This window comes from Streptococcus sp. FSL R7-0248 (assembly GCF_037967965.1).
Taxonomy (GTDB): domain Bacteria; phylum Bacillota; class Bacilli; order Lactobacillales; family Streptococcaceae; genus Streptococcus.
Genome location: NZ_CP150201.1, coordinates 1,943,122 through 1,963,928, shown reverse-complemented (window position 1 = coordinate 1,963,928; position 20,807 = coordinate 1,943,122). Strand labels below are relative to the sequence as shown.

Here is a 20,807-nt window from a genome sequence, read left to right as displayed (position 1 = left end):
AAACCTATGACTAATCAGAAAAAATTACTCCTAATCGACGGTTCATCCGTTGCCTTTCGTGCCTTTTTCGCACTTTATAATCAAATTGACCGTTTTCGTAACAATAACGGCCTTCATACCAATGCTATCTACGGTTTCCACCTCATGTTGGACAACCTGCTTGAGCGTATCCAACCGACCCATGTTTTGGTAGCCTTTGATGCGGGTAAAACAACTTTCCGTACAGAGATGTTTGCGGACTATAAGGCTGGTCGTGCCAAGACTCCAGAGGAATTCCGTGAGCAGTTCCCTTATATCCGTGAGATGTTGGCTGCACGTGGCATCGCCTATTATGACTTGGCTCAGTATGAAGCAGATGACATTATCGGTACCTTAGCTAAGATGGCTGAAAATACCAGTGAGGACTACCAAATCACAGTTGTTTCTGGGGATAAAGACTTGATTCAGCTGACTGACGAAAACACAGTCGTTGAGATTTCGAAGAAAGGTGTAGCCGAGTTTGAGTCCTTCACACCTGACTATCTCATGGAGAAAATGGGGATTACCCCAACGCAATTCATTGACCTTAAAGCCCTTATGGGTGATAAGTCTGATAATATTCCAGGAGTGACTAAGATTGGTGAAAAGACAGGTCTCAAGCTCCTCTTGGAACACGGTTCCCTTGAAGGTATCTATGACCACATCGATGAGATGAAGAAGTCTAAGATGAAGGAAAATCTCATCAACGACAAGGAACAAGCCTTTCTTTCTAAGACCCTGGCGACTATTGATACCCAGTCACCTATTGAAATTGGTCTTGATGACACGGCGTTTACAGGGCCTGACCTTGAAAAATTGGCAGCCTTTTATGACGAGATGGGCTTTGTTCAGTTTAAAAATGCCCTTGGTGGCGAGGCTGTGCCAAAAGATTTTGATGTGGCCTATGAAGAGCCTAGCCAAGTAACAGCGGACCACTTCAGCCCTGACGATTTCTTCTATTTTGAAATCCTTGGTGACAATTATCACACTGAGCCTATCATCGGTTTTGCATGGGGTAATGATAAGCAGATTTATGCGTCTACAGATACTGACCTCCTCAAATCAGAAGCCTTCCAAGCAGCTCTTTCTAAAGCTGTTAATATCTACGATTTCAAGCGCAGTAAGGTCCTTTTGAGTCATCTAGGTATTGACTTGCCTACGGCTAATTTTGATGCACGTCTGGCCAAGTATCTCCTCTCAACCGTTGAGGACAATGAATTGTCAACCATTGCCCGTCTCTATACAGACTTGCCGCTTGAAACAGATGAAGTGGTCTATGGTAAGGGGGCTAAACGTGCCGTTCCTGAAAAAGAGGTCTTACTCAACCACCTAGCTAAAAAAGTCAAGGTCCTTCAGGTAGCTAAACCTGTCATGCTTGAAAAATTGGCTGAACACGGCCAATCAGAGCTTCTCTTTGATATGGAGTTACCACTGGCAAATGTGCTAGCTAAGATGGAAATCGCTGGTATTAAGGTTAAGGGACAAACCCTTAACGAGATGGCAGTGGAAAATCAAGTAGTCATCGATAAATTGACCCAAGAAATCTATGAGATGGCGGGCGAAGAGTTTAATATCAACTCGCCAAAACAGTTGGGTGTCATCCTCTTCGAAAAGATGGGACTACCTTTGGAATACACTAAGAAAACCAAGACAGGTTACTCAACGGCTGTGGATGTCCTTGAACGTTTGGCACCAATTGCTCCAATCGTAGCTAAGATTTTGGAGTACCGCCAAATCACCAAGCTTCAGTCTACCTATGTCTTGGGGCTTCAGGATTATATCCTTAAGGATGGCAAAATCCATACCCGTTATGTGCAAGATTTAACACAGACAGGTCGCCTCTCATCAGTGGATCCAAACTTGCAAAATATCCCTGTTCGCTTGGAGCAAGGTCGTCTCATCCGTAAGGCTTTTGTCCCATCGACTGAGGACGCAGTGCTTTTAAGCTCGGATTACTCACAGATTGAGTTGCGCGTGCTTGCCCACATTTCGGGAGATGAGCATTTGATTGCTGCTTTTAAAGAGGGAGCAGATATCCATACCTCTACAGCCATGCGTGTTTTTGGCATTGAAAAGCCAGAGGATGTCACACCTAACGATCGTCGTAACGCCAAGGCTGTTAACTTCGGTATCGTTTATGGCATTTCTGACTTCGGCCTTTCTAACAACCTTGGCATTAGCCGTAAAAAGGCCAAGGAGTATATCGACACCTACTTTGAGCGTTATCCTGGTATCAAGGCCTATATGGATAATGTGGTTCGTGAGGCCAAGGATAAAGGTTATGTAGAAACCCTCTTCCATCGCCGTCGTGAGTTGCCAGATATCAATTCTCGTAACTTTAATGTTCGCAACTTCGCAGAGCGTACAGCCATCAACTCACCTATCCAAGGAAGTGCCGCTGATATCCTCAAGATTGCTATGATTAACCTAGACAAGGCTTTGGTAGAAGGTGGCTATAAAACCAAGATGCTCCTCCAAGTGCACGATGAAATCGTCCTTGAGGTGCCAAACGATGAACTTGTAGCGATGAAAGCCTTGGTTAAAGAAACCATGGAAGCTGCAGTCAAACTCGCTGTCCCTCTCATTGCAGATGAGAATGACGGCCGTACATGGTATGAGGCAAAGTAAAACATGAAAGAAAATTTTCCATTTACCTACTTTCTCTTGCGTTACATGCTAGGATTTCTGGCTGTTATCCTAGGTATTGTAGCAGTATTGGTGATTATCACCTACTTTATGACCAAGTAGAAATAGACAGATGAAAGCTGGACTGAGGTTCGGCTTTTTTTGATGCAGATATTTGTAAATGAAAAAAGAATCACTAATTAATATCTAGATATTTTAATCATAACTCTAATTTAATTGAGGATGGAATTGTTGGATCATAGTGAAATCTATGATTATATAAGTGTTCTTGATAAATAAATATAAATTAATTTTTCAAAAAATACTTGACTTATCAACCATACAATTGTTAACATAATGTCAGAGAGATTTAAATGATTTAATATTTATATTAGGTCGTTTCTTATGAAAGGATAGTTATGAAAAAGAAATTAACAGGATTTGCGCTCTTATCAAGTTTGTTCTTGTTGACAGCTTGTAACGCAACAAATACGGACGTTCCAGGTTCAGGCGACAGTACCTCTAAGTCTGAGCAAGTGAGTAGTGATTCATCTGAGACTGGGGAAGTGAGCTACGATGAACTCTACGCTTCGGTCTTGGACCTCTATCGTCCGATTGCTCTGAACGGCGATACGTCAGCTGTTCCAAGCAACCTCTCAACTGAGGAAGCTTATTCAACTAATACGATTTTTGAAGCCAATAGAGTGGGTGAAAAAGTCCAATATAGCTATGTAGACATCAACGATGATGGCTCAGCTGAGCTTTTGATTGGTACTCCTGACAGTGTTCACGCGCTATATTATCTTGATAATGATGACAAGCCTGTATTTGCAAAAAGTGCTGGAACCTTTGCCAAGGGTGGTTACTTGAGTACCATGAAATTTTATAAAGATGGTACGATTTACTGCCAACAATTCCAGCGTATGAGACCTGAGGCCAAGGCTGAGACCTATGAAATCAAGGATGGCGCCTTTAATCAACTTCAATCAGTTGATTTCAGCATGTCTGAGACAACTGATGGTGCAAGTAAGGTTGGCTTAGGTGACGCCCAGACTCTGGATTTGTCTTCCGAAGATTGGTATGACTTTGACGACTCAGGTAGCGACGAGACAGAAGCAAGCAGTAGCGACAGCAAATCAAATAAAGAGACTGGTATGGACATCAATGCTATTCAGAATGGTGATTTCTCAAGCATCGCTGGAACTTGGAAGAATGGCAAGGGCTATACGATGACCTTTGATAAAAATGGGTTAGTAAGTGATACTGAGAAGGTAGGAATTGAATATGGTAAAATCACTGATGGCTTTTTTAAAGCAGGACTTGTACCAAAAGAAGTTGGTCCTGGAGGTGGAATGATTGCATTCTTACCCAAAGGAGTAGCCTTGACCGGTTCTGTAACATCATCACCAAATGAGAAAGCTGATGATCAGTCAGATAAAAGTAAGGACCGCATCTGGAGTGGTCAGTCAATTTATGGCACCACTGACGACAGTTACTTCTTCTACAAAGTAGATTAATAATTCTCAAGCTGAAACTTGCACGTTTCGGCTTTTTTGTTTCCCATAGTGACATTTATGTCACTATTTTTTATTGGTCATCTTACCTATAATAGAAGCATAACTGAGAACAGCGACAGGAGTTCTTAATAAAAAGGAGTGTCGTATTATGATTGAATTTTTGATGTCAAAAAATGTAACTTATTTGGAATTGTTTTATATCTTTTTGGGAGTAGTTCTTTCAAAAGTATACCTTGCTTTGCGAGGCCGTAAGCACGATAAACTTGATGTATAAGAAAAAGGGTAGCACTCAATGCTATCCTTTTTTACTGTCTTCATAAGTTTTAATCATCTTCTTCTGTGGTGTGGCCATTGGGAACTGGTCAAAGTCTTGACTAGCCACCCAGCGTAGCTCCTTATCGGAAGTAGGTTTATCGTTCTTAACGCTACCTTCTACCATCTCTATAGTCCATTTTTGGTGGCTGAAGGTATGCTTTACGGGTGTAAAGCTATTGTTTGTCCACTCTGGTTTGAGGGCATAATTTTCCTCAAAAATAGCCTTTTGAGAGACTGTTTCGAGAATACTATCATCCTTTTCAAAAAGGCTGAGTTGTTGGCCAATAAAGTCTGTTTCCATGATAGGGAAGGACCAGAAACCACCCAGCAGACGTCCCTCGATATTTTTTTCGAGCAGAAATTCACCCTTTACATTTCTGATAATAAAAGCCTGAATTTGCATAGGTTTAGGCTTTTTCTTAGGCAATTTGATGGGGTATTTGTCATAGGTTCCATTGAGATAGGCTGCACAGAAAAAGCGAATAGGGCTTTCGTCGGGTCTTGGATTTTTAGCTGATTCGATATCAGTCCCAAGGTCCATAAGCGCCTGGTTAAAGTCACCTGGACGGTCAGGGTCAATCAAAATGTCCATAATCGCTTGGAAAATCTTACGATTTTTGGCGTCTCCGATATCGTAGTTAACCTCAAAGAGACGAGCCATAACCCGCATAACATTACCATCAACAGCAGGTTCTGGGAGCCCAAAAGCGATGCTAGAAATAGCACCAGCAGTATAGGGTCCGATGCCCTTGAGTTTGGCAATGTTTTCATAAGTATCTGGAAACTGGCCATCAAAGTCATTCATGATTTGTTGCGCAGCCTTTTGCATGTTTCGGACACGTGAATAGTAACCTAGCCCCTCCCAAGCTTTGAGAAGCTTCTCTTCTGGGGCTTCGGCCAAATATTTAACTGTTGGGAACCAGTCTAAAAAGCGCTCGTAATAGGGAATAACAGTCTGAACCTGGGTTTGTTGTAGCATGATTTCACTGACCCAGATATAGTATGGGTTTCTAGTCCTACGCCAGGGGAGGTCTCGTTTCTCTCGATCGTACCAGTCCAGGAGGGTGCGACGAAAAGACGCGATTTTCTCAGCATCCCACATGACAATGCCGTATTCTTTTAAATCTAACATGTCTCTATTGTAGCAAAGAAATCTTTTTTCAAAAAATTATGCGTTTTTCCGACAAAAGGATTGACAAAAGTAAGCGTTTACATTATACTAAAAGTGTAAAGAAGATAAGGATTCATCAAGGAGGTAAGAGCCATGGTGAGAGTAAATATTTCAAGGTACAAAAATGGAGACTAAAATCTCTAAACAAAACAGTAGGCAAAACAAATAACTTTACCAATCATCTCTGAGGAGCGTAACCACATGACAGTAGGGCGTTACAAGAACGGAGATTAATTCAGTCGCATAAAATAGCTACAAGGGAGTGATACCACCAGAAGTCGAAAGCCAAACTCAAATCTGTTAACTTAAGAAAAGTGAGGTAAAGCTCATGAGAAATGTTAGTAGGTATAAAAATGGAGACACATAGGTTGTTGCGTAAAATAGCCTAAGGAGTGATACCCATGCCATACGAAACGTAAATCCTATATTCTTAAGATGAACGAGGTGAGTTCATGAAAAATATGAGTAGGTATAAAAACGGCGATTAATAATGTTGCATAAAATAGCTACAAGGGAGTGATACCACCAGAAATCGAAAGCTAAACTCAAGATTAACGTCAAAAAGTGAGGTAAAGCTCATGAGAAATGTTAGTAGGTATAAAAATGGAGACACATAGGTTGTTGCGTAAAATAGCCTAAGGAGTGATACCCATGCCATACGAAACGTAAATCCTATATTCTTAAGATGAACGAGGTGAGTTCATGAAAAATATGAGTAGGTATAAAAACGGCGATTAATAATGTTGCATAAAATAGCTACAAGGGAGTGATACCACCAGAAATCGAAAGCTAAACTCAAGATTAACGTCAAAAAGTGAGGTAAAGCTCATGAGAAATGTTAGTAGGTATAAAAATGGAGACACTTAAGTTGCTGCGTAAAATAGCTTAAGGAGTGATACCAATGCCAAATGAGTAATCTATCGACAAAAGTTAAATGCTTAAATCTTGTAACAAAGTACCGAGGTGACGCTTATGTTGATGTTTGATGTAAGTCGTTATAAGAACGGCGACAAGTAAACCTCATTGAGTGGTCAATGGGGAGATAGGTCTCAAATCATAAGAATCGGAGGCGATTACTATGATGATGAATTTAGGACGTTATAAAAATGGAGACACTTCAAGTTATTGCATAAAATAGCTTAGGGAGTGATACCGATGTAATAGAAAATTTACAATGCTTGAAAGTTGTTTGTAAGTTGATGGAGGTAATCTATGATTGCTAGGTATAAAAATGGTGACACACAATGACTCCTCCTTATGAAAATATTTTTTACGAAATTCCAAAAGGATGTTCTAATGACAATTGAAGAATCTTAAAAGCTCATTCTAGCGTGTAAGAATGAGCTTTTTGATATGTTGAATATTAGTGGATTTTAGTGAGAGACTCTTAGTCCTTTTTGTTCAACCGAACCTTCCGTAGGAGAGCAAGCCTTTTTTGTTCTTTTACTAGAGTCGTAAAGATTTGGTATTGATTTTTAAGATGCGGTAGGAAACTCTTAGGAATTTTACTATCGAAGTTTAGGTTGTTCAGAAATATGGGGGCACTACTGTCTCTATAGATTTGTCCTTGGAAGAAGTAGTTGTCGGTCACGATATCAACTGAGATACGTGATGAGCGCCATCGACGTTTGCGCATGTACTTGGGTTTCCAACGAATCTTAAGTTGCTGGTCCTTGATATACCACCCCATGATGTCTATTTTGGCGGTCTGTTTCGTTTTGTCATCAAAGTAGGTTACTGGTACGCTTAAAACCTGCTGGCTTCTTGGTGAGGTTAAGAAGGGGTGAAAATCAGGAATGAAGTCGTAGTCCTTGCTAGACACTTCCGCTAGACCGTCTTCTTCTCGTATTTTGCCACGACTGACGTACTTGAAGAAGTCAAAACTCTCACCTTGTCTTTCTAGTCGTTCAGCCTCTAATTGATATCTTGTCACCTGATCACCGGTATTTTTAGTCGTCTTGAGGTAACGTATGATTTCTGCATCCTTGTAGTAAAGAGCAACGAGATTTTTTAGACGTTGACTAGGGTTCAGAGAGTGTAACTTGTCTGGAAAGGACAAGATTTGTATGCTTTGGACAGCGGCTAAAGGAACAGCAGCGATACCAGATAAGAGCTTGTCTAGTTCAAAGAGGGAGACGGTATCAAAATGACTGGTATGACCAAGCTGATGTGTTATGTCAACAACAAAGAGGTTATTGTCCTGTTTGAAAGTGATAATGTAGACGTCACTCGGACCTAAGTTTTTTAAATCATATTCTAGTGAAGTAATAGGAATATTATAGTAGTGGTTAAAGGTTGGAAGCCCTAGTTTTTCTCCTAATTTCTTTTTATGATAAAGCATTCTCTTATTTTAGCATGAAGTTTGGCCGGAGAAAAGACGACTCATAAGGCTTAATTTTTTTCTTAGCGATTCAAATTTCTATCTATTCACATATGTGTCCCGATTTGGGAGATTAGAAAAATTACAAAGAGAGCGTTAAGAGCGTTCTCTTTTATTTGTTTAAAAAAATCTAATTTGGAGGTTAGGAATGACACCTAGCGAGCAAAATTCACGAGAAACTATTATTTCTTTTTTGATGGAACAAACAGGGTTATCACGTCAGGAAACTGTCACCAGTATTGAAGAACTTGAAGCCTTTGGCTTAGTCGGTTTTGCTTCCAACGGTGATTTCAGACTGAAAGAGGTATAAGTAATGACAAAAATTCAGATGAATACAACAGACGAATTTCAAACGTCAGAACGTTTCTATGCATTACCCAAAATTCTTTTTGAAAGTGACCGCTATAAACAAATGCGGGTTGACACTAAAGTTGCTTACGCAATTCTAAAACTGAAAGAGGTATAAGTAATGACAAAAATTCAGATGATTACAGCAGACGAATTTCAAACGTCAGAACGTTTCTATGCATTACCCAAAATTCTTTTTGAAAGTGACCGCTATAAACAAATGCGGATTGACACTAAAGTTGCTTACGCAATTCTAAAAGATCGCTTGAGTCTTTCCCTGAAAAATAACTGGATTGACGAAGCAGGATATATTTATCTAGTTTATTCAAATGCTAATTTGATGGAAATTTTGAATTGTTCAAAATCAACACTTCTAAGAATTAAAAAGCAATTGACTGAGTACGGCTTGATTTATGAAGTTAAGCAGTCAAATAGTCAAAAAGGTACCCTCGCAAATAGAATATATCTAGGTCAATTAATTGACGACAAATCTACTAGAACCCTTGTAAACACTGATTTTTCTAAACCAGATACCCCCCAGGTGTCAGATTTAGACCAGGGGGGTACCAGATTCAGACTAGGGGGGTACCAGATTCAGACTAGGGGGGTGTCAGATTCAGCCACTAATGATACTGATAACAGTGATACTAATATTAGCGACACTGATATTCCTTCTGACGATGACGAGGAGATGGCTCACTCTAGTCAAGATGATAAATATCAAAATACGCTAAACCGAAAAGTTGATGAAGCGACACAGTACGATAGAGATTATATCTGGGGACTTGTATATGATCGTCTAAGACAAGAGGGGTTCTCAAGAGCTTCAGCAGACTTTCTAATGCGTCATTTTGATGAACGTTATCAATATGCTCTTGATAATATGCGTTATGCAGCCTCGACAGAGAAAGTCGCAGAGTTCGTTTTTAATGGCATTCTAGCTGTCTTTAATCAAGAAAAAAGAAAGCAGGATAATACGTGAGTTTATCATGCGCTTCAAATGCAAATAACTCTTGAGAATGTGATCTGGGCACGTCGTTAAACTGTTACATAAATACATTTTCAGGAGGTAGCAAAATGAAATTTGCTAACAAACTTACAACCAAAGCTATGCTTGCAGTCGCTCTTCTTGGAGTGGGTGGTGCAACAATCAGTGCTGTTCAGCACAAGACAGGTGATAATGTCGCACACGCAGACACTCCTGTTCGACGTTACTATGAGTACCGTCGAATTGGTGGCAGACTCTATTACCGTAGTGTCCTAAAAGGATATGCTAGAAATGTGGGATGGGTCTACGATAGTGTAGGTCCTTGGATTTCAACTGGTATGTAACGAGTTGCTTTAGCTTTGACCTTAGCAGGTCTTAAAACTGCTTGATGTTCCTTGAAAACTGAATAATAATCTTTCGTCCTGATTAGTGATACTGAAGGCATAAAAAAAAGAAATGGGGGCGAAAGCGTAGCTAGTAGAAGTATATCTAGCGCCTGGTATCAAGTATAACAAAGGCACACTTACAGGAAGTAAGTGCTAACGAGGTAGGACCCACAGTTAAAATTGTGTGGTTGGTCAAGCGGGCCGTGGCTACCAGCCTTAATGAGTTCGAGGTGAACAAAGCTATAAACCTTACGTCAAAATGCAGATTTAACTATTTTTAGTTAAACAAAAGCAAAAAAAGGAGTTCGAAATGAATGATACTCTTTTGAGATTATCTGATCTCAGGCAACTCGGTCTTGAAGGTGGTGTAATGCTATATCTTCAAGACGGCACCGTTGCCAAATGTCGGCCAAAGTTCGCAGCAATTCAAAAAAAAGAGCGAAAAAATGGACGACTTGTAAACGTGGAAGAGATTGTATCTTTTGCAACGATATTTCAAGCAATATCAGTCGTTAAACGGAATAATTTAGTTATTGCAAGAAAATTTGTGCAAAACAACCAATCCTTCCTTCGCTTAAGCGGTGTCGGTTATCACCGCAAGGAAAAGAAAAGAGAGGTATGAGACTTTGAATAAAGCAAAATTTATTTCACTTATCTCAACAGCAGTGCTTGCAACTGCATCATCAGGGGTTTTCGCTGATGAAACAACTCCTGTTAGTGACGGGTCAACTAGCCCAACGGTTAGCGTGACTGTTCCTGTTCCAACAGATAAGTCAACAGACAAGGCTCCTGATACAAGTGCTAGTCATGTATCAGACGGGACTTCTGGTGTTACAGCACCTACAACACCTGTGACACCAACCCTTCCGACAACACCAAAGTCTGAGGAAAAGCCATCCACTTCTGAGACGGTAACTCCTACTGTTCCAACAGATAAGTCAACAGACAAGGCTCCTGATACGAGTGCTAGTCATGTATCAGACGGGACTTCTGGTGTTACAGCACCTACAACACCTGTGACACCAACCCTTCCGACAACACCAAAGTCTGAGGAAAAGCCATCCACTTCTGAGACGGTAACTCCTACTGTTCCAACAGATAAGTCAACAGACAAGGCTCCTGATACGAGTGCTAGTCATGTATCAGACGGGACTTCTGGTGTTACAGCACCTACAACACCTGTGACACCAGCTCCTCCGACAACACCAAAGTCTGAGGAAAAACCATCCACTTCTGAGACGGTGAAGTCAAAAACAACTGCTTCTAACAGTCAAATTCCTGACCCAAATAAGGTAACGGATAAAGCCCCTGAAGCTAAAACGTCAACTGACAAACAAGCAGTAACCCCTGAAACAGAGGCATTACCACACACTGGTGATGATACTGCCCTTACAGTCAGCCTATCAAGCCTAGGCGCATTCCTTATTGCAGCAGGACTTGGTTTCTTGCCAAAACGTAAGAAGGACTAGATGGATTACCTAAAACCAATTCTAGGAATTCTTTTATCATTTGTAATTTTAATTGGTCTTAATATGCTATACATTTTAATTGGCCGTTATATTACAAATTTGAAAAAATTACCAGGACGGTTTGAATGGCTTGATAAACCCGTCTTTAAAAAGAGGTCCACTACAACCTCAACACAAAAAAACCCCGACGGCCATCGGGGTTAGTTAAAAATTTAAAAAAATTTAAAACCTACGGAGATATTATAACATAATGATGTCAGAAAATAAATCTTACACAGTTCGTAAATCTAAAAAATATCGCAATTTGTGTGGTGCTATTTTAGCAGCTGCCTTACTCTTGGCATTAGGTGCAGCAAATGCTTCAGCAGATGAAGTAACACCTTCAACTACCACAACAAATACTACGCAAGTAGCACCAGTAAATACAACTGAAAAAGTTGAAGTCTCAAAAGACGCTACGTTTAATACAGAAGTTCCTACGACTACAAAACTTAATGAAGCTGTTTCTAACGCTAAAAATGCAGGTGTGACAGTCAATGAAACGTCAGCGACAACCGTTGATAGTGACAAAACAGCTCACAACGATTACGACAAACAAGCAGTAGCGATTGATAAAGCTACACAAGATTATCAAAAAGCAACAGAGGCTTATAACAAGGAAGTTGAAGCCTACAACAAAGCTACAGATGTAGCGACTGAGGGCAAAGGGGAGTCTCAAACTACCCAAGACCAAGGGCAATACAAGACGTGGCAAAAAGTTACTGTCAACAATGACGGTACTTTCACAAGCACACACGATCTAAACGACGGTGCTTCATCATTTGCACAAGGAACACTCTCAGGAAAAATCAACTACACAGTGTCTAATAATGGTGATGGTAGCGAAAAAATCACAGTATCAACCGTAGATTTGAACAGCTACAATTTCAACGTTACAGGGCCAAACACAGCAGTTAATAAGGATATTCGCTATGTAGCGAAATCTCCAGACGGAACAGAATGGTTTGCATGGAGCCACAATGGTCTTGAGTCAAAAGATAACTCAATCAATAAGTCATTTGAACTCAACCAAACATTCAATGTCAAAGCAGGTGAATACACTCCTTGGGTCAACTTCTTGAAGATTGATGACACATGGATTGAAGACACATTTGGTCAGCTTTACTTCCGTATTCAAAACAAAAACTCAGCACCTACAGCGCCAGCAGTTGCTTCTGTGTCATGGCACAAAGACAATGTTAAGAAACCAATTTCAGTTTCTAAACAAGTAGTGGACGCTAATGGTAAAGACATCAACAATGGTACTGTTCAAGTAGGACAAGAAATTGCCTATGTTCTTAATGGCGCACGTATTGAAAACCAATCAGCAGAAGCTATCAAGAAATGGAAATTGATCGATTACCTTGATGGCGAACATGACGAGTATCTAGGTTGGGAACCAATCGCTGACTCAATCAAAGGCGTTAAATATGCTGACGGTTCAGCAGTTACCGTGGACGACATTGTAAAAAATGCTAACGTTACTTACAATGCAGAAAATCACAAGTGGGAACTCGACTTGCCACAAACATTCTTTGCTAAACTTGACCGTAAGAGCGCATTTGATCTTGATGTTAAATTGAAAGCAAAACGCATTGCGTCAGGTGACGCTTATAACGATGTGGTGCAAGTTGTTAATGATAAGACTGTTATTTCTAAAACAGTCGTAACACATACACCTAAGGAAGAAAAACCAGTGGCACCAACTGAAACGAAGACACCTGTTGTCCATACTCCTGAAACGCCACAAGCCCCACAAGAGCCTGCGGTTACTAATCACCTTCCACAGACAGGTGATCAGAATTCTTCAGGAATTTTACCATTAGGGGTAGCATTGTCTCTGTTTGGTCTGGTTGGAGCCTTTGTACTTAGGTTGAAAAGTAAAAAAGACTAAACACTAAAACATAGTCCAGTTAGATTTCATTTAACTTAACCAAAAATTACGATAAGACATTGGTTAGTGACGAGTGCTTTTAGGAGCGTTAAGGGGTTCGAGTCCCTGACTCGTTGTTGCTTTAGACATTGACCTAGATAAGTCAATAAACTGTCTATGAAATCTAACTGACTGTTGTATAGATGGGGGTTTATAATGGTTGAATACAAGCAAGAAGACCCACAAGTTATCTTACTAGAAGATGAACCTTGTGTGATTATTGAAGAAAACTAACTAGAGGCTGATGCCTCTTTTTTGCAAAACAAAGGAGAAATAAAAAAATGGAAGTTGTTACTAAAATTATTACTATTATGGGTGGTTTAGTTGCTATTGGCGGACTAGGATGGTGTTTTATTGGCTCAATTGACTTTTTCCAAGGAAAGAAAAATCAAAATGCACAACAAACTGATAACGGAATGTCAAGTATGATCTATGGCGGAGGTATAGCTGCTGTAGCATCAGGTATTGCAGCTGCAATTGTTGCTGCAATCAACGCAATTCATTTTTAAAAGGTATTTAGAGAGATATCAAAGCATTAGTAATTATGATATAATAAGAAAAAGATTAGGAAAGAGGTTGATAATTATGAACAGAGAAGAATGGATTGACTATTATGAAAGTATCAACGGCCATAAACCATCTGTCTTGGAGGTTGCTAAAGCTGAAAAAGACGGTGAAATTTTCGTTCTCTATGAGTCATCTAATCCATCAGTAATTGATGATGACAACTATACCTCTTATAATGATAATACCTACACACATAAAAAAACTGGTCGAAAAACAATCACTTCAGTAATAGGCATGTTTTTCAGATGTATCTGGGCAATCTTACTAGGTCTATTTACAGTTGCAACTTGGCTATTTTCCATTGCATTATGGATTGTAGGTTTTCTTATTCATATTGTATCTTTAACTTTAAGTTTCATTTTTACTTTTGCACGTTTTTATTAACTAAAGAGTGTCATTTAATTGATGCTCTTTTATTTTATGCCTAATCGCAAGAGAGGAGGAGTATGGACGAATTAGTACAAAATATGACCAAAAGTCTTCGGCAATACAACGGTGAGGCTAACCGTGCAGTGATAAAAATTAACACAAGTTTTATGGTAGTTGGTTTCATTATCGTGAGCTTTTTCTTGTTGGTAGAAATGATGTCATGGTACAAATACTTGAAACAACAAGGTGGAGAAATGACGTATCGCCTCATGTTAGAAGTAGCCTTAAAATACCTTATTGCTTACTTTTTAGTAGCCATGTCTAGTCAAATTATTGTAGCTATTATACAAATTACCAATTTACTGACACGTATGGTTGGAGCAAATATAACAAATAATCTATTTGAATTTGAAGCCCTCAAAAAGGGAAACTGGGCGATTAGAATTGTTGTAAATTCACTAGCTTATATTGCAGGTGCAATTGCACTTATGCTTACTAATATTATGGTCTTTATGAGATTTATTGAGTTGTACGTTCTTAGAGCAGTATCACCTTTGATAGTTGCCTTTTGGATGTCTGATGATACAAGAAGTATTGCAACAAATCTATTGAAGCGTACAGCTGCAACAGCCTTTCAGGGAGTCCTAATAGTTGTTCTATTGGTCATCTGGCAGGCTTTCAAGTTAGATCAAAATGTAGAATTAGCTAAAGCTGACTGGTTGAAAACTTTTGCGGCTGGTTTCTCATATATTGGTAAGTGTGTGATATTTATATTGATATTATATCGTTCACAATCAACTGCAAAATCTCTTTTACAATCTAATTAAAGGAGGCTAATCGATTGAATAAAAGTAAATTAGGGTCGATTTTCCTAAAAGAAATTGACCAGTATGAAAGGTCGGTAGTAGGCGGTATGACGGCCCGTATTTTTATAATGGTCTTAGGTGTAGGTGCTGTCGTTATGATTGGTGTCTTACCAACAGTTTTTTGGTCTATTCCTGACTTATACATGTATATGGTGGTTGTTCTAGGAACACCGCCTTTTATTGTCTATGGGCTTAAGTTAGACGGGATTGTTAAAGAACGGTTGATATTTATTTTAACAATTCAAGAACGAAGCTATCAAACTGATGATGATTTCACAGCATTTGGAAATAAGGAGGTAACTTATGGCAATTCTGCCTTTTCACAAGCAAAAGATGTCCACGAATGGAATTAAGTCATCTCTTACACAAGAGGAGCTAGCGGAACTTTTTGAAGAAGCCGAAGTTTGGAAGCTTGGACTTAATTGTCAACGTGATCTGAATACACCTTCAGGTGTTATTCTTGGGAGCTCAGGAAGTGGTAAAAAGGTAACAGTTAGATCAATGGAAATAATTCCAACTTTATCGAAAAACATATATGATAGATGATTTCACAGCATTTGGAAATAAGGAGGTAACTTATGGCAATTCTGCCTTTTCGCAAGCAAAAGATGTCCACGAATGGAATAAATCCACCTCTTACACAAGAGGAGCTAGAACGTGGGAAACAGTTACAAAGAGCGTTAAAAAAATCAACTCAAAATACAATTAAGTATACAAGTCTTTTTGAAGATGGACTCATGCACATTACAGGTCGTGAGTTTTCACGGACTTATGCTTTAGGGGATGCTAATTACATTACTGCAAGTGATGATGAAAAATCAGATATTATAGATTATTATGCTGATGCTTTAAATGTCTTAGACAGTGATAACACCTATCAACTCACGGTCATTAACCGTCCTTTACCTGATAACGCAGTAGAGCAAATTTCTTATGATAGAGTAGATGATGGTTTCAATGATTACCGTGATGAATACAATAAAATAATTAAAGATCGTTTTGATAAGGAACAAAATAACTTTGAGGTCAAAAAATTTGTTACAGTCTCTACAATAGCTGAAGACAGGAAAATGGCTTATCGTAGGCTTAATGACGTTGAAAACAACTTTACAGCTCAATTCCAGGCGGTAGACGTTGATTTCAAGGTATTAAATGGCTCAGAGCGATTAAATATCTTCTCTGATATTCTTAGAGGTAATCCATACATGAACCTTGATTACCGTGACCTTATCCGAAGTGGTCTTGGTACCAAGTCATTTATTGCACCTGGTTCAATTTGGTTCCAACCTAAAATGATGAAGATTGATAATCAATTTGGACGTGTAATGTTTGTCAGAAATTATCCGAATTTCCTTAATGATCGTTTGATTAAGTCGCTCGTAGATGTTGGTATTGAATTAGTTATCAATGTTTTAGCACGTCCTTATGATGTAGGTGAGTCTTTGAAGAAAATCAATAACGCAGAGGCAGCTATCAAAATGGATATGGTCAAAAGTCAAAAAGCAGGGGCTCGTGATGGTATTTCACAGGAACTTGCTACTGGTGGGGTTGCTGCGGAACTTGCTGAAGAAGCCGAAGTTTGGAAGTCTGAAATACAGGATAATGACCAAAAAATTTATTCAGGCATTTTCACAGTCTTCTTTAAAGCGGATAGCGAAGAAGAGCTAGAAGACTTTACAAGTCGAGTTAAGGCTGCTGGACGTAAGCATGGCGCAGAATTTGATGTAGCCTCTTACCAACAAGAAAATGGTCTTAATTCAACTTTACCGATTGGTATTCCGTTCCTTGAAGTGAAGCAAAATTATATGCGTGACATGACAACCTCTAATATTGTGACACAGGTCCCTTTCACGAACGTTGACCTTCAAAGTAAGAGCCCCTGGGCAGTCTATTATGGGCAAAACCAATTAAGCCATAATTCGATTACCCTTGATCGTCAACGTGATTTGAATACACCTTCAGGTGTTATTCTTGGGAGCTCAGGAAGTGGTAAGTCGGTAACAGTTAAATCAATGGAAGTAATTCCAACATTATTGAAAAACATATATGATAGAGTCATCATAGTAGACCCTGAAGACGAGTATAGCGATATCGGACGAGAATTTGGAGCGCAGATGATAGATATTTACCCAGGTTCTCAGACTCACCTTAACCTACTAGATTTGCCTGATATGGATAAACTGGATGCTGAAGATGGAGATCCAATCGCTCAAAAATCTTCATTGTTGATTGGTTTCTTTGAAAACGTACTTACAGAAGTTACAGATGCCCAGGTGTCTATTATTGACCGTGTAACTCACTTAACTTACGAACGTTTCCAAGATAAAGGACGTATGCCAACCCTTAAAGATTGGCATGATATTATGTTAGATCAACCAGAACAAGAAGCTAGAGATATGGCAATTGCTTCTGAAACCTATGCTAAAGGTTCTCAGGATATTTTCTCTTATGAAACAAATGTAGATATCAATGACCGCTTTGTTATCTTCAATTTGAAAAAACTTGATGGGAAATTGAAGCCTTTCGCACTGATGGTTATTCAGGATTATATTTGGAATATGGTTGTTAATAATCAAGGAAAATTCACTACACGTATTTACTTTGATGAAATGCAAAACCAATTTCAAACTGATAATCAGGCGCTATTTTTCACTAACCTGTACGCCCGTGTCCGTAAATATGGGGCAATTCCTACGGGAATTACTCAGAACGTGGAAACGTTGCTTGTTCGTACTGAAGGACGTAAGTTATTAAACAACTCAGAATTTGTTGTACTTTTGAAACAAAAAGGGTCTGATGCCCGTGAATTGGCAGCTATGTATGAATTGACAGAAAGTCAATTAAGATACGTAACGAAACCTAAAGCAAAGGGAACAGGTCTTATTATTGCAGGCGGAACAGTGGTTCCTTTTGAAAACCCAATCCCAAGCACTACGAAATTATTTAAACTAATTGCAACAGATGCTTATTCTGAAGCAGGTGCATAGAGGTGATAGATAATCACCTCTTTTTTCATATCAATAGAAAGGGGTGATTATTTCTTGAGTAATAATCAATCGTCAAAAAGTAGATACTCTCAAAGAAAACAAGAAATCAGTCAGGCTGTTCAAAGGCATAATAACAATAGAGGCCGAATTGCACAGCGAGGTGCTAATAAAGAGTATAAACAAGCTAAGGCCGCCTATCGGGAAGCCGCTAAAAACTATCGTGAAGGAGGGGGGGCTGAAGCTCTCAAACTTAAGAAGAAGAATAAAGATAACTTAAGGATTGCTCGTAAGACAAAGAAGATAGTTAAAAAGACAAACCCTACAAAAACCCGTCAGACTGTAAGAATGGCTGGAAAAACAGGTTTAAGTATGGGAAGCTCTTATATTGAGACTGTTCTTAATCAAAACGAAGACACGGCTGAGGGAGTTAAAGCGCTACGAACAGCTAATAGCATGAGACATAGCGCTCGTAAGGCAGGGCGTAGTTTTGGAAAAGTCGCTAAAAAAACTGGAAAAGGGGTTGTTAAAGCCCCTCGTTTTGCCAAACGTTCAACCAAATCAGCGGGAAGAGTCGCAAAGAGGACAGCGAAGAATGCCAGGCGTGCTGCTCAGGCAAGTGTCAAAGGGTTCAGAAGAGCCTTGCAAGTAGCTCAGTTAGCCATTAAGGCTGCTGCTGCTACTGTCAACGGAGCGATTGCTTTCTTTGCGACACCAATTGGTTGGGGGGTGGCTGCTGTTGCAGCTTTGCTTCTTCTAATTGTCATTATATCAGGGGCATTTTCTTCAAACATTGTCCAACAAACAGATTTCAGTTTAAATGACTCTTGGGTCCAATTATCTAAGACAGACCGTAAAAAATCGAATGATAAGGTTGAATACTACACAGATATTGATGAAATTCTGTTGTATATGAATTACCGTTACGGAGGAGAATGGGAACCATCTGCCAAGTGGGAAGATGGTAATGGTGGAAAATGGGCAGGGAAATTTGGCCTAAACCATTTCTCAGATGCTCTTGATGATATTTGGAAGCAGGAAAACGAAGATCCAAACAACCTGAAGACAATGAAAGATGTCTATACAAACGGGAAAGAGTGGACCAAACTCAGTAAGTCTGATCGTGAAGAATATGAAGAAATTCTTGAAAATGCAAAGGAGTCAGGGAAATACCCTGGAATGCAAGAACTTCAAAACCCTCTATATAATGCTGATGATGATAAAAGTCAGTCTGAAGGAGTCATGATAGAAAAACGATATGGTTATACAGCAAAAGATAAGTTTAGCTATAACACGACTATTAAGGCCTCTTCAGGTCAAAAACTCTATGCTCCTATGGATGGAAAAGTTGAGGTTGGAAAATCGACCTTAAAGACATTTAAAACGAACCTTCCAAAGGATAAGAAGGAAAGTGAAGAGAAGGAGCAGAAGACTAATATCATTGTCTATACAGATGATGCGGAGTTTATTTTCTATAATGTGTCAGGAACTCGTGTCAAGTCTGGAGACAAGGTTGAAGAGGGGACTGAATTAGGTTCTGTTCAAGGTAACGGACAAGAAATTGCTTATGCTAAACGCAAGGAGACTTTGGACAAAGACGACAAAGATGACAAACGAGATTATGACGAAGCCAAATTTCTTGAAAAACGCCCTGATGATAACGAGGATGCCAGAACCTTCACCCGTAACGTAGATAAAAAAGGGAAGAAGATTGATAAATGGCAAATCGTCAATCCTGGTTTTTATTTCCCCTTTGTTGCTTATAGCCAACACACTCAGGTGACAACGACAGAGACAGCAGGTGAAATGAGTGGACGAGCAAAACAACTTTATGATTTAGTTAAGAAGTACCTCCCCGAAGCAACCGACAACGGAATTGCTTCAATGTCTGGGTGTTTTGGTGTAGAGTCACTAATTGAGCCTAAACGTGCTGAAGGAGATTATCTCTCCCCTCCTGTCGGGGCTTCTGCCGACTCATGGGAAAATGAGGAATGGTTGAATATGGGAGGCCCTGCTATTTATGGTGGAGGTTTTCCAAACATTCTTCACCGTGGACTCGGTCTAGGTCAGTGGACAGACACAGCAGATGGGGCAACACGTCACACACTCTTACTTGAATATGCTAAGAAGATTGATAAAAAATGGTACACGCTTGAAGCTCAAGTTCGTTTCATGCTTGAAGGTGACAACCCTTACTATATCAATATTCTAAAAAGCGTATTGACAAGCAATGATGACGTAGATACCCTGACAAGTCGCTTTCTTTCTAAATGGGAAGGTGTTCCAGGTGATAAAATCAGCGAACGTCAAAAGATTGCGAAACAGGCTTTGACCTGGTTCCATCAAACACCTAAGAGTTCAGGAACAGGTTCAGGACCAGGAGGCACTAAGGCCTCTTCTTGGGACTTCCCTAGTGAATACGAAGGAAAACTAAAATGGGGTCAACCGTCTAGCAACACTATCACAGGTTACCCAGGAAACAATTACCCTGCAGGACAGTGTACCTTCTATGTTTGGAACCGAGTCCACGAAACTTGGGGACTTGATGTAGCTCCACAACTTGGAAACGGTCAAGATTGGGTTGCTAACCTTGTTGCTCAAAACGGTTGGCATACTACCTCAACCCCTCAAGTTGGGGCCGTATGTTCAACTGCTGGTGGCTTTGACGGTACTTTAGGTATCTATGGGCATGTAATGTTTGTTGAGCACGTTAATGATGATGGTTCATTCTTGATTTCTGAGCTTAACTATACCTTTGTCCAAGATAAAGTCCATTGGAGGGTTGTCAATAATGCAAGCTACTATAGTTTTGCTATGCCTCCTGGACAGTAA

18 protein-coding genes and 1 pseudogene are annotated in these 20,807 nt (G+C 39.7%); 17 read left to right on the top strand and 2 right to left on the bottom strand.

From position 1 onward, the window contains the following. The first annotated feature begins 6 nt into the window (after positions 1–6). The 3 genes from polA to NYE32_RS08955 all read left to right on the top strand — a co-directional run bounded on the left by polA (position 7) and on the right by NYE32_RS08955 (position 4,434). Positions 7–2,646, top strand: coding sequence for a DNA polymerase I (gene polA, locus NYE32_RS08965; RefSeq protein WP_156685218.1), 2,640 nt, complete (start codon positions 7–9; stop codon positions 2,644–2,646). A 416-nt stretch (positions 2,647–3,062) separates the two neighbouring features. Next, the gene (locus NYE32_RS08960) at positions 3,063–4,160 is read left to right on the top strand and encodes a DUF6287 domain-containing protein (protein WP_155198302.1); all 1,098 of its coding nucleotides are present in this window, start codon (positions 3,063–3,065) and stop codon (positions 4,158–4,160) included. 148 nt (positions 4,161–4,308) lie between these two features. Beyond that, positions 4,309–4,434, top strand: a complete 126-nt coding sequence (locus NYE32_RS08955) for a hypothetical protein (RefSeq protein ID WP_021143609.1) — start codon at positions 4,309–4,311, stop codon at positions 4,432–4,434. Positions 4,435–4,455: 21 nt separating this feature from the next. Here NYE32_RS08955 and mutY read toward each other — a convergent pair whose 3' ends face one another. Both mutY and NYE32_RS08945 read right to left on the bottom strand, forming a co-directional pair. After that, complete coding sequence (gene mutY / locus NYE32_RS08950) at positions 4,456–5,607, bottom strand: A/G-specific adenine glycosylase (RefSeq protein ID WP_070437975.1); 1,152 nt, start codon at positions 5,605–5,607, stop codon at positions 4,456–4,458. Positions 5,608–7,033: 1,426 nt separating this feature from the next. Further along, complete coding sequence (locus tag NYE32_RS08945) at positions 7,034–7,987, bottom strand: hypothetical protein (protein ID WP_070437972.1); 954 nt, start codon at positions 7,985–7,987, stop codon at positions 7,034–7,036. Between the two features lie 187 nt (positions 7,988–8,174). Between NYE32_RS08945 and NYE32_RS08940 the strand changes: the two genes are divergently transcribed. From NYE32_RS08940 to NYE32_RS08875, 14 genes and pseudogenes are all read left to right on the top strand, one after another. Further along, positions 8,175–8,336 (top strand): hypothetical protein, encoded by a 162-nt coding sequence (locus NYE32_RS08940; protein WP_048788320.1) that lies wholly within the window; start codon positions 8,175–8,177, stop codon positions 8,334–8,336. 12 nt (positions 8,337–8,348) lie between these two features. After that, positions 8,349–8,477: pseudogene (locus NYE32_RS08935) on the top strand (replication initiator protein A); the annotation flags it as partial. 27 nt (positions 8,478–8,504) lie between these two features. After that, positions 8,505–9,356 carry a replication initiator protein A gene (locus NYE32_RS08930; protein WP_339157126.1) on the top strand — a complete coding sequence of 284 codons (852 nt, stop codon included), beginning with the start codon at positions 8,505–8,507 and terminating at the stop codon, positions 9,354–9,356. A gap of 95 nt (positions 9,357–9,451) precedes the next feature. Continuing rightward, positions 9,452–9,706, top strand: a complete 255-nt coding sequence (locus NYE32_RS08925) for a hypothetical protein (RefSeq protein ID WP_339157013.1) — start codon at positions 9,452–9,454, stop codon at positions 9,704–9,706. Between the two features lie 352 nt (positions 9,707–10,058). Beyond that, positions 10,059–10,370 (top strand): hypothetical protein, encoded by a 312-nt coding sequence (locus tag NYE32_RS08920; RefSeq protein ID WP_339157012.1) that lies wholly within the window; start codon positions 10,059–10,061, stop codon positions 10,368–10,370. 4 nt (positions 10,371–10,374) lie between these two features. Beyond that, positions 10,375–11,217, top strand: a complete 843-nt coding sequence (locus NYE32_RS08915; RefSeq protein ID WP_339157011.1) for an LPXTG cell wall anchor domain-containing protein — start codon at positions 10,375–10,377, stop codon at positions 11,215–11,217. A 253-nt stretch (positions 11,218–11,470) separates the two neighbouring features. Continuing rightward, positions 11,471–13,150: an LPXTG cell wall anchor domain-containing protein gene (locus NYE32_RS08910; protein WP_339157010.1), complete on the top strand. Its 1,680-nt coding sequence runs from the start codon at positions 11,471–11,473 to the stop codon at positions 13,148–13,150. A gap of 320 nt (positions 13,151–13,470) precedes the next feature. After that, complete coding sequence (locus NYE32_RS08905; protein ID WP_339157009.1) at positions 13,471–13,698, top strand: hypothetical protein; 228 nt, start codon at positions 13,471–13,473, stop codon at positions 13,696–13,698. A 76-nt stretch (positions 13,699–13,774) separates the two neighbouring features. Next, the gene (locus NYE32_RS08900) at positions 13,775–14,140 is read left to right on the top strand and encodes a hypothetical protein (RefSeq protein ID WP_270537434.1); all 366 of its coding nucleotides are present in this window, start codon (positions 13,775–13,777) and stop codon (positions 14,138–14,140) included. A gap of 62 nt (positions 14,141–14,202) precedes the next feature. Further along, a complete protein-coding gene (locus NYE32_RS08895; RefSeq protein WP_049529240.1) occupies positions 14,203–14,952 on the top strand; it encodes a type IV secretion system protein in 750 nt (249 codons plus the stop codon). Between the two features lie 14 nt (positions 14,953–14,966). Continuing rightward, positions 14,967–15,344, top strand: a complete 378-nt coding sequence (locus NYE32_RS08890) for a PrgI family protein (RefSeq protein WP_339157008.1) — start codon at positions 14,967–14,969, stop codon at positions 15,342–15,344. Next, positions 15,295–15,537, top strand: coding sequence for a hypothetical protein (locus tag NYE32_RS08885; RefSeq protein WP_339157129.1), 243 nt, complete (start codon positions 15,295–15,297; stop codon positions 15,535–15,537). Before NYE32_RS08890 ends, NYE32_RS08885 begins: the two co-directional genes overlap by 50 nt. 32 nt (positions 15,538–15,569) lie before the next feature. Further along, positions 15,570–17,978: a DUF87 domain-containing protein gene (locus NYE32_RS08880; RefSeq protein WP_339157007.1), complete on the top strand. Its 2,409-nt coding sequence runs from the start codon at positions 15,570–15,572 to the stop codon at positions 17,976–17,978. Positions 17,979–18,032: 54 nt separating this feature from the next. Further along, a complete protein-coding gene (locus tag NYE32_RS08875; RefSeq protein ID WP_339157006.1) occupies positions 18,033–20,807 on the top strand; it encodes a phage tail tip lysozyme in 2,775 nt (924 codons plus the stop codon).